This window comes from Aquiflexum sp., from assembly GCF_041749095.1.
Taxonomy (GTDB): Bacteria; Bacteroidota; Bacteroidia; order Cytophagales; family Cyclobacteriaceae; genus Aquiflexum.
Map to the genome: position 1 here is coordinate 21,130 of NZ_JBGTCA010000362.1, position 10,185 is coordinate 31,314.

Consider the following 10,185-nt stretch of genomic DNA (forward strand, 5'->3'; position numbering starts at 1 on the left):
AATTATTTGCAATTTTTAAAGAATAATATTTTGTAAATAATATTTTTAATTCATTTTTTTAATAAAATTTTTTGTAAAAAATTAGAATTATTCTGTTTCGTAGTTTGTAAAAATCTTAAATTTCTTTATTTTTGACGTACCCGGTTTTTACCAGACCATATCCAATTAGCTTTACTAATTATATAAAATGAAAGCAGTGGCAACAAACTCTAAGCAGAAGCATTCCAAAGCATTTAAGAAGGAGACCCTTTTGAGGGATTACCGCATTGCCCAGGAGAGTAGGCAGGCATCCCTTATGGGGCGGAAGGAAGTATTTATGGGAAAGGCTAAGTTTGGGATTTTTGGAGATGGTAAAGAGCTTGCACAAATAGTCATGGCCAAATACTTCAAGGATGGGGATTTTCGTGCAGGTTACTATAGGGATCAGACCTTTATGTTTGCGATAGATCAGCTTTCTATAAGAGAATATTTTGCTCAATTATATGCCCATACTAATGTAGAACTCGAACCGGCTTCAGCAGGAAGGTTGATGAATGGGCATTTTGCTACTAGATCCCTCAATGATGATGGAACATGGAAGAACCTCATGTCCATCAAAAATTCCTCAGCTGATATTTCCCCAACGGCAGGCCAAATGCCAAAGCTTTTGGGATTGGCCTATGCTTCCAAATTGTATCGTGAAAATCCAGGTCTGAAATCTTTCTCTGAATTCAGTAACAATGGTAACGAAGTTGCTTGGGGCACTATCGGAAATGCCTCGACTTCCGAGGGTATGTTTTTTGAAACTATCAATGCCGCCGGCGTAATGCAGGTACCAATGGTGGTATCCGTTTGGGACGATGGTTATGGGATTTCAGTGCCAAATAAGTATCACACCACCAAGAGTAGCATTTCAGAAATACTAAGAGGCTTCCAAAGGAACGATGACCAAAAGGGCTATGAGATATTTGTTGTAAAGGGCTGGGATTATGAGGCCTTGGATTGGACCTATGAAAATGCGTCAAGAATAGCAAGAGAAGAGCATGTGCCGGTGCTTATTCATGTAGTGGAAGTTACTCAACCGCAGGGCCATTCAACTTCAGGTTCGCATGAAAGATATAAGTCAAAAGAACGTTTGAATTGGGAAAAGGACAATGATTGCATTCTGAAATTCAGAAATTACCTTATCCAAAATGAATTAGCTACTCAAGAAGAACTAGATGTCATAGATCAGGAAGCTAAAGCTTTTGTAAAGCAGGAAAAAGATGCTTCTTGGAGAGCATTTTCGGGAGAAATAAAAACCGAACTATTTGAAGCTGTAGATTTAATTAAAAAAGTGATTTCTCAATCATCCAATGGTCAGGATTTAGAGCAACTGGCAGATGATCTGACTAAGACTTTAAACCCTATTCGCAAAGATGTCATCAGTACAGTCAGGAGGGCACTTTGGTCTATGAGAGGTGATTCTGAGGACGTCAGATCTGAACTGGAAAGCTGGTATAATTTACAGAGGATTAAGAATGAAGACCGTTATAGTAGCCATTTATACAGCCAATCTAAGTTTAGGGTTGGAAATATAAAAGCCGTTCAAGTTGAATATCATGAAGATGCCAGTTTGGTTGATGGTAGGGAGATCCTTCAGGCCTGTTTTGATAAAATCCTGGAAAGAGAACCCGGATTTTTAACTTTTGGAGAGGATGTAGGGAAAATCGGAGATGTTAATCAGGCCTTTGCCGGTCTTCAGTCCAAATATGGAGAATACAGGGTTTCTGATACCAGTATCAGAGAATGTACTATAATCGGCCAAGGAATTGGCGCTGCTTTAAGAGGCTTGAGGCCAATGGCTGAAATCCAATATTTGGATTATATATACTATGCCTTGATGACTTTGGCAGATGATTTATCCAATCTTCAGTATAGGACCAAAGGGGGACAAAAAGCTCCTTTGATTGTCAGAACAAGGGGACATCGTCTGGAGGGAGTGTGGCATGCCGGTTCTCAGATGGGCATGTTGTTACATTCTTTAAGAGGAATGATGATCTGTGTTCCCCGGAATATGACGCAGGCAGCAGGAATGTATAACACACTTCTAGAGGCAGATGAACCGGCCCTTGTGATAGAATGTCTCAATGGATACAGACTCAAAGAGAAAATGCCATCGAATATTGGTCAGTTTAAGCTGCCTTTGGGTGAAGTTGAAATCTTGAAGGAGGGGAAAGACCTGACTGTTGTCACGTATGGTTCTATGTGCAGAATCGTAATGGATGCAGTGGTTGACCTTCAAGAGTTGGGAATAGACATTGAGGTCATTGATGTTCAGACTTTGATTCCATTTGATAATAGTCATAGGATTGTAGAATCCATCAAAAAGACAAACAGAGTATTATTTGCAGATGAGGATGTACCCGGCGGGGCCTCAGCATTTATGATGCAGCAGGTCATAGAAGGTCAAAAAGGATATTTTCAATTAGACGCCGAACCCGCTACACTTACAGCAAAAGAACACAGGACAGCATATTCTTCGGATGGGGATTACTTTTCAAAACCTTCAGTAGAAGATGTAGTTGAAAAGGTCTATGAAATGATTTCTGAATCAAATCCTCAACAATTTCCGGAATTGATCTGAAAAATGAATTAAAAAAGCTTCGGAGATATCCGAAGCTTTTTCTTTTAGTGAATATTCAGATTGTTGTTAGAAGTAGATAGTAAGGCCAACTTTTCTTCCGTCTTCCGTCTTCGGTCTTCCGTCCTTTTCAAAAAAAATAATCGAAATAAAGCAAACTACAATATTCTATTTTATCAGGGTTTTCTGATCTGATTGAGAGTCACCTCCGGGCTTGAAACCAGGTTGCTCCTGTTTAAAGCCCTATCCTGAATTTCTACGTCTATTCTGAGTGTATCAGTCCTGAAAATTGATGTCCATCCAAAGGAAAGCATGGCATATTGGATACTACCTTCCACTGGCTGACCATTGGCATTGTTAACAATCCTTGGAAAACGTCCATTGAAGGTAGTAAAGAAGGGAGGATCTTGCCATCTGAATTCTGTAAATACACCGTTTCTTTTTATAAAAAACTTAATAAATATATTATTATGATTGGGGTTTTGTTCCACCCAAATTGTATCATTGACTCTTACATTGTTCACGATAGGATTGATCTGCCAATCGATTGGATTGAAGGACGGGGCATCATTTGGTCTAGTGCTGTAAACTATCAGGTTGCCGCCATTGTCTCTTCTAAAAGTAACAGGATTGAAAGGTGGGTCTATGTCGGTAGGGTTTAGACCTAAATCACCCTCAGCATCTTTGAAATTGACGCTGACGATCAAAGAATCTGATCCTTCAGTAGGAACAAACCTTATATCTTTAAAGGAAATTTCGGGTACCGTCGGGAAATTTTCAGGAGGAGAGATACAGGATCCTAAAATCGAAATCAGCGATATTAAAACAAAATATTTTCTTACATTGCTCATGCTGCTGTAAATTTACAGGAATTTACGTATAGTCAAAATACTACATATTTTGGATGACAAATAATACAACGATCAATCATTTCAAAAGTTATGGGCAGAGGATTCTTTCCCATGACTTTCCGGATTTTGAGAAATTTGCGTTGGAGATTTTTAGATTTCAGGCCCAAAATAATATTGTATATCGCCAATACCTGAATTTAAGAAAAATCAGGATTGCTGATATCAGACAAATGGATCAAATTCCATTTCTTCCCATTGGATTTTTTAAAAATCATGATGTCATAAGTTCAGAAATCCGGAATTTTCAAGGATTTTACTCAAGTAGTGGTACTACAGGAAGCATTACAAGCAGGCATTATTTCTGGGATGAAGCATTTTATCTGAAACATTCCCAACAGCTATTTGAAAAGGAGTATGGTCCTGTTGATAATTATCATATTTTGGCCTTATTGCCATCTTATTTAGAGCGTCCCGGCAGTTCCTTGGTGAGGATGACAGATCATTTGATCCGGCAATCCAATTCTCCACATTCTGGATATTACCTGTATAATCACCAAGAACTCATCATTAAATTAGAAGAATTAAGAAATGATTCCAGAAAGGTTTTATTGCTCGGAGTTACATTTGCGCTACTGGATCTGGCAGAAAGTGGCTTAAAAATACCAAAAAATAAAAATTTTTTTTTGATGGAAACGGGGGGGATGAAAGGTAGAAGAAGGGAGTTGATCAGGGAAGAATTGCATGATATTTTGAAGCCAGTTTTTCATGTAGAGGAGGTTCACTCCGAATACGGAATGACTGAACTGATGTCCCAAGCATACTCCAAAGGAAACGGGAAATACAATTTACCTTCTACGATGCACGTTTTATTGAGAGACATCAACGACCCTCTTTCCTTAATATTTAGGTCACAGGGTGGAATCAATATTATTGACCTTGCCAATTTTCATTCATGCGCATTTATTGAGACTCAGGATTTGGGCAAAATCGCTCCTGACGGCAGTCTTGAAGTACTTGGCAGATTTGATAACAGTGAGATTAGGGGCTGTAATTTAATGGTCAATTAATTTTGTATTCCTTTAAGAATTAAACATATTTGGTTTCCAAAAAATGAAAAGTATGAAAAGATTAGCAATTGTTGTAATAGCCGTAGGTATTCTGGCACTAGGTGCCTGTGCCTCGAGCAAGCCTTGTCCAGCTTATGCAAAAGCTGTAGATTCCAAAGAGATCAAAGGATAAAAATAAGCTGACTACTCATAGTCAGCATATTTTTTTATATCATCCAAGCTGATGGTTTTTTCACCCAAAATCATCAATCTCTCAACAACATTACGTAGTTCCCTGATATTTCCTGTCCATGGAAATTCCTGAAGTTTAGAAATGGCCTCTTTGGATATTTCTTTCTTGGCTGTTCCATATTCGTTGGCTACATCTTCAAGGAATTTGTCCACTAAAAGGGGAATGTCTTCTTTTCTTTCTTTTAAGGGAGGAACTTGGATTAGAATGACACTGAGACGGTGGTATAAATCTTCCCTGAAGTTTCCTTCTTCAATCTCCTTTCTTAGATCCTTGTTGGTGGCTGCCAATACCCGAACATCCACTTTGATGTCTTTGTCACCTCCTACACGGGTAATTTTGTGTTCCTGAAGTGCTCTAAGGACTTTGGACTGTGCAGATAAGCTCATGTCTCCTATCTCATCCAAAAACAAGGTACCGCCATCCGCCTGTTCGAATTTACCTATCCTTTGTTTAACAGCAGAGGTAAAGGAGCCTTTCTCATGCCCAAACAGTTCACTTTCTATCAACTCAGCAGGAATTGCAGCACAATTGACAGCAATAAAAGGTGCATCAGCCCTGTGGCTTTTTTTGTGCAACCAGTGTGCTACCAATTCCTTTCCGGTTCCATTTGGGCCGGTTATTAAAACCCGTGCTTCAGTTGGGGCGACTTTCTCTATGGTGTCTTTTACTTGATTGATGGAAGAGGATTTACCTACCATATCAAGTTTTTGTGACAATTTTTTCCTTAAAACTTTTGTTTCCGAAACCAGATTTTTTTTGTCAAGGGCATTTCTTACGGTCAATAAAAGCCTGTTAAGATCAGGGGGTTTGGGCACGAAATCAAACGCACCTTTTTTGGTTGCCTCGACAGCGGTCTCAATTGACCCATGTGCCGAAATCATAATAAATTGGGGTGGTTTTTCTAATTCGGATGATTTCTCCAAAACTTCCAATCCATCCATCTTAGGCATTTTTATGTCACAAAGGACAAGATCAAACTCTTCCTCCTTTAACATTTTCAATCCTTGTTCCCCATCCTGCGCTTCAGAAATCTGGTATTTTTCGTATTCGAGAATTTCCCTCAGTGTAGACCTGATGATCTTTTCATCATCAATTATTAAAATTTTTGGCATAAATGTGTTTTAAGTGATTAAAATAGGTGCAAGCCTATAAGCCGGGTTCTGTTCAACATTCCTGATGAATGTATCACTTGTCATTTATCTAGGCCATCCTTTACAGAATGGCTCTATCGATCTACCCATCCCGCATAAAGACGAGCAACCTTTTATGAAACAAAGTTTCATCGCGGGACCTATTTGATCTTTCAACCCATAAGGTTTACCATGCTTCCGATGTCACCATCGGAACGGTGGGCTCTTACCCCACCTTTTCACCCTTATCCATCCCGATAGCTATCGGGACAAGACGGTATATTTTCTGTGGCACTTTCTGTAGCCAAGCCGTCACCAGCTTGATCCCTTCCTGTTAGGAAGTATGGCGCTCTATGTTGCCCGGACTTTCCTCTTTCCCGTCCCGATAGCTATCGGGATCGGGACAGCGACAAGTCGGCTTGCACTTTGCAAATTTAGACAATTTCAATCAATCTTAATCAACGTTAAATCTAATTCCAAAAGTTATATGTTATCCATTGATTGATTTTCATTTACATCATTGATAAAATCTATTTAATTAGATTGGTTATAAATAAAAAATATCAGGATTCTCTTCTGCTTATTTGGATTAAGTTTAAATAGCAAATACATTTGTTCTGTTAATTAAATTAAATCTAAATAAGAATTACTCCTCTATATGCCGTCTCAATTATTGAATTGGATTTTTGCATTAACTCTTTTTTTTATTGCCCTCAACGGTGCGGTTGCCGCGCATAAACCTTTCAGCGATAATGATGGCAAATCTCTTGTTCTTTCCGGAAAGGTAAGTTCCTTGGAAGGTGAAACCATCCCATTTGCCAACATCAGTATTTTGGGGACAGTAAAAGGGGCTTATACCAACATTGATGGGACATTTCAGATATATGATTTACCGGATGGTGATTATATCGTCAAAGTTTCCGCGGTTGGTTATAAGACCTTTACCAGAAATGTCCATGTGATCAATGGTCAATTGAGTGAATTAGATTTAATTTTTGAGGAAATAGGCGTAGAAATGCCACAAATAACGGTGATTGGAAGTAAAGACAGGGTGTTCAGCAGGGTACCTGGTTCGGTTACCTATATAGATGCCAAGGAAATAAAATCCGTTAATCCATTAAGTGGAAATGAAGTGTTGAGAAGATCACCCGGGGTTCATGTAGTGGATGAGGAAGGAGTAGGTATGCGGGCTAACATTGGAATCAGGGGACTTGACCCGGATAGAAGCAGGAATATTTTGGTATTGGAGGATGGTGTACCTGTAGCTTTGTCACCCTATGGTGAGCCTGAGTTATACTATACGCCGGTTATGGACAGGATGTCAGGAGTGGAAATATTGAAAGGATCAGGACAGGTGCTTTTTGGACCTCAAACTATTGGTGGGGTTGTGAATTATATTACCGCCAATCCACCTCAGGAAGAAGAAGGATCAATTTATATACAGGGTGGTCAAGGAGGGTTTTTCTCAGGAATGGTCAACTACGGAAACACCTTTGGGAATACAGGAATTCAGGCCAATCTTTTGAAAAAGAGAGCTGATAATGTAGGTCCAACCCAATTTGATATCACGGATTTCAATACCAAGTTTCTTTTTAACCTCAATGAAAAATCCGAATTGGGACTGAAGTTGGGTGTTTATAATGAAACCTCCAACTCGACTTATATTGGTATCAATCAGGTCATGTTTGACAGGGGAGGTGAAGATTTTACAAGAATGGCCCCTGATGATAGATTGGAAGTCAGTAGGTATTCAATGAGCTTTAGCCATAAATACAGATTCAATAAGAATGTAAGGTTAAATACTATAGCCTATGGTTATACTACAACAAGAAACTGGAGCAGACAGGATTTTACAATCAATCAGACCAATACTCCTCCGGCAAATTGGACGGGTGTAGTTTGGGGTGACCGTGAAGTACCCGGTGGGGCAGTATTTATGAGAAACAGTACGGGAAACAGGAACAGGCAATTTGAAGTAGCAGGTGTAGAACCAAGGCTGGAAATAGACCACAAACTTTTCAATACACAAAATGAACTGATTGTCGGCACGAGATTTTTATATGAAAGGGCTTTTGAGCAAAGGGTCAATGGAACAAAAGCAGGTGTCAAAAGCGGTAATCTCGTGGAGGATGAGGTGAGGACAGGTCATGCTATCAGTGCCTATGCACAGAACAAAATCGAAATAACTAGGAAAGCTGATTTAAACGTCGGTGTAAGATTTGAAAGTTTCGATTATGAAAGAGATATCAGAAGAAGAAACTTTGCCAACATTGGTATCAGGGACACTGTGTTGATTGCAGGCAATGTGATCAATGAAATCATCCCGGGTGTCGGATTCAATATAAGACCTACTTCCACTGTAAATGTTTTTGGCGGAGTACATAGGGGCTATGCACCACCAAGGACCAAAGATGCCATTACTGCTATGGGAGATGTACTTGATCTGGAAGCAGAAAGAAGTGTGAATTATGAATTTGGTTTTAGAACAGAGCCTACCAGGTGGTTATTTGTCGAAGCGACAGGTTTTGTGATGGATTTCAGCAATCAGATTATTCCGGTGGCTGAATCGGCCGGAAATATTGGGTTTGGTGTAATAAATGCAGGTGCAACTTTGCATAGAGGTGTGGAGTCGGCCATGGTATTTGACTTGAGCAATCTATTTGGAATGAGCCGTTTAAAAGTGACTTACGACCTGAATGCGACAATATTAAGGTCAACATTTTCAGCGGACAGATTCAAAGGTGATGTCAATATCAACGGTAACCGAACACCATATTCACCCGAGTGGTTTATCAACTCTGCAATCACAGTTCAGACAAACGCCGGCTTTGGTTTAAGATTGGCGGGTAATTTTATCGGAAACCAATTTACAGATGAACTTAATTCAATAGAACCTTCTGTTGATGGTAGAATTGGTCTGATTCCTTCCTATAAAGTGTTTGATGCTGTATTCAGTTATGATGTATCCAAATGGAATTCCAGATTCAACTTTAGCATCAAAAACCTCACTGACGAGAGGTTTATTACTTCAAGAAGACCCCAAGGGATAAGGGTAGGAATACCAAGGTTTATCACAGCCGGATATGAATTCAGATTTTAATAAAAAAAAATAAAAATTTTTAAACAATTCAAAAACATCACTGTTATCTAGTGGAAGGCTTAAATAGCTTTTCTTCATAGTGCTGGGTTGAACCGTTCCAAGAAATTGGGACGGTTCTTTTTTTATATTTAAAAAAAAATCCAAGATGGACAGCAAGAAACAGAAGAAATTCAAAAGATTGATCAGACTCTTGAATTTCTACCCTCCTTATTTTTTCTCAGGTATCAAAGTAATTGATCATTAAATCTATATCCATACCTTTGCCCCCAAATACAATTAAAAATGATACTTGTTGGGAATGCTGTAATCAGTGACGATATAAAAGAGCAGTTTTTTGTTTGTGACCTGGAAAAATGCAAAGGAGCATGTTGTGTCGAGGGGGATTCCGGAGCTCCATTGGAAGAAGAGGAAACGGCCATAATCGAGCGGATATATCCTATAGTAAAAGATTATATCACTGAGGAAGGTAGAAAAGTAATTGAGGAACAAGGAACATGGGTCATTGATAAAGACGGTGACAAGGGGACACCAACTATAGGAGATAATAGAGAATGTGCCTATGCCCTTTATGATGAAAAGGGAATACTAAAATGCGGCATAGAACAAGCCTACTTGGATGGGAAAACAGACTTCAAAAAACCCATCTCCTGTCACATGTATCCGATCAGGATTACGAAGTATGATCAGTTTGAAGCGCTTAATTATGACCGATGGCATATTTGCAGTGCCGCCTGCAAATTGGGAAGCAAATTGGGAGTTCCGATATACAAATTCCTAAAAGATGCTTTGATCAGAAGATATGGACAAGAGTGGTATGCTGAATTGGTAAAAGAAATAGAAGGGGGCTGACAAGAAAATTTATTCCACTTTAATCCCCGTTATTAATTTTGGCAATCTTGCATTTTTCCAATTTTTCAATTCTGCAATCCGCCACGCCTGTGCGCCTGTGGCGTAGCGGACAGGTACTTCCAATCCATTTTGAATCAAACCTTTATATAAATCTTCTTCCTATCCATCCACAATCCGATCAACCAAATCACTAGCATATAAAAAAGAGCAAACAGGAGTGAAGCATTTTTTGGTCCAAGCCAAGATGTGAATGCAGCATCGTAAATGACACCTTTCAGACTTATATCACCTATTTGGATGATGTGCATCACCGAGATCACAATTCCGGAAAGCACATATAAGATCAAAGGATTT

General features: G+C 39.1%; 7 protein-coding genes, 1 other RNA gene and 1 pseudogene. 4 read left to right on the forward strand and 5 right to left on the reverse strand.

All coding sequences use genetic code 11. The annotated features are described in order from the left end of the window. Positions 1-187 precede the first annotated feature (187 nt). On the forward strand, positions 188-2,605 hold the full coding sequence (locus tag ACEW8O_RS16515; RefSeq protein ID WP_373495729.1) for a thiamine pyrophosphate-dependent enzyme: 2,418 nt from the start codon (positions 188-190) through the stop codon (positions 2,603-2,605). A gap of 173 nt (positions 2,606-2,778) precedes the next feature. Here ACEW8O_RS16515 and ACEW8O_RS16520 read toward each other — a convergent pair whose 3' ends face one another. Next, complete coding sequence (locus ACEW8O_RS16520; protein WP_373495730.1) at positions 2,779-3,453, reverse strand: hypothetical protein; 675 nt, start codon at positions 3,451-3,453, stop codon at positions 2,779-2,781. A 71-nt stretch (positions 3,454-3,524) separates the two neighbouring features. Here ACEW8O_RS16520 and ACEW8O_RS16525 point away from each other — a divergent pair, with 71 nt between their 5' ends. Beyond that, positions 3,525-4,520 (forward strand): acyl transferase, encoded by a 996-nt coding sequence (locus ACEW8O_RS16525; RefSeq protein WP_373495735.1) that lies wholly within the window; start codon positions 3,525-3,527, stop codon positions 4,518-4,520. A gap of 183 nt (positions 4,521-4,703) precedes the next feature. Here the strand turns inward: ACEW8O_RS16525 and ACEW8O_RS16530 are convergent, their stop codons facing one another. Beyond that, positions 4,704-5,864 (reverse strand): sigma-54-dependent transcriptional regulator, encoded by a 1,161-nt coding sequence (locus tag ACEW8O_RS16530; RefSeq protein ID WP_373495731.1) that lies wholly within the window; start codon positions 5,862-5,864, stop codon positions 4,704-4,706. Positions 5,865-5,885: 21 nt separating this feature from the next. Further along, positions 5,886-6,308, reverse strand: an RNA gene (rnpB, locus tag ACEW8O_RS16535) — RNase P RNA component class A. 232 nt (positions 6,309-6,540) lie between these two features. On the opposite strand from rnpB, the gene ACEW8O_RS16540 reads away from it, so the two are divergent. Together ACEW8O_RS16540 and ACEW8O_RS16545 are read left to right on the forward strand one after the other, a co-directional pair. Next, on the forward strand, positions 6,541-8,982 hold the full coding sequence (locus ACEW8O_RS16540; RefSeq protein ID WP_373495732.1) for a TonB-dependent receptor domain-containing protein: 2,442 nt from the start codon (positions 6,541-6,543) through the stop codon (positions 8,980-8,982). A gap of 282 nt (positions 8,983-9,264) precedes the next feature. Then, positions 9,265-9,831, forward strand: a complete 567-nt coding sequence (locus ACEW8O_RS16545; RefSeq protein ID WP_373495733.1) for a DUF3109 family protein — start codon at positions 9,265-9,267, stop codon at positions 9,829-9,831. Positions 9,832-9,840: 9 nt separating this feature from the next. Here the strand turns inward: ACEW8O_RS16545 and ACEW8O_RS16550 are convergent, their stop codons facing one another. After that, the gene (locus ACEW8O_RS16550; RefSeq protein ID WP_373495734.1) at positions 9,841-9,969 is read right to left on the reverse strand and encodes a hypothetical protein; all 129 of its coding nucleotides are present in this window, start codon (positions 9,967-9,969) and stop codon (positions 9,841-9,843) included. After that, positions 9,966-10,185: pseudogene (locus tag ACEW8O_RS16555) on the reverse strand (DUF5009 domain-containing protein); the annotation flags it as partial. The pseudogene ACEW8O_RS16555 and the gene ACEW8O_RS16550, both read right to left, overlap by 4 nt.

Coding starts and splice junctions, on each gene's coding strand:
- ACEW8O_RS16515 (WP_373495729.1), top strand. CDS start 188: ATGAAAGCAGTGGCAACAAACTCTAAGCAGAAGCATTCCAAAGCATTT.
- ACEW8O_RS16520 (WP_373495730.1), bottom strand. CDS start 3,453: ATGAGCAATGTAAGAAAATATTTTGTTTTAATATCGCTGATTTCGATT.
- ACEW8O_RS16530 (WP_373495731.1), bottom strand. CDS start 5,864: ATGCCAAAAATTTTAATAATTGATGATGAAAAGATCATCAGGTCTACA.
- ACEW8O_RS16540 (WP_373495732.1), top strand. CDS start 6,541: ATGCCGTCTCAATTATTGAATTGGATTTTTGCATTAACTCTTTTTTTT.
- ACEW8O_RS16545 (WP_373495733.1), top strand. CDS start 9,265: ATGATACTTGTTGGGAATGCTGTAATCAGTGACGATATAAAAGAGCAG.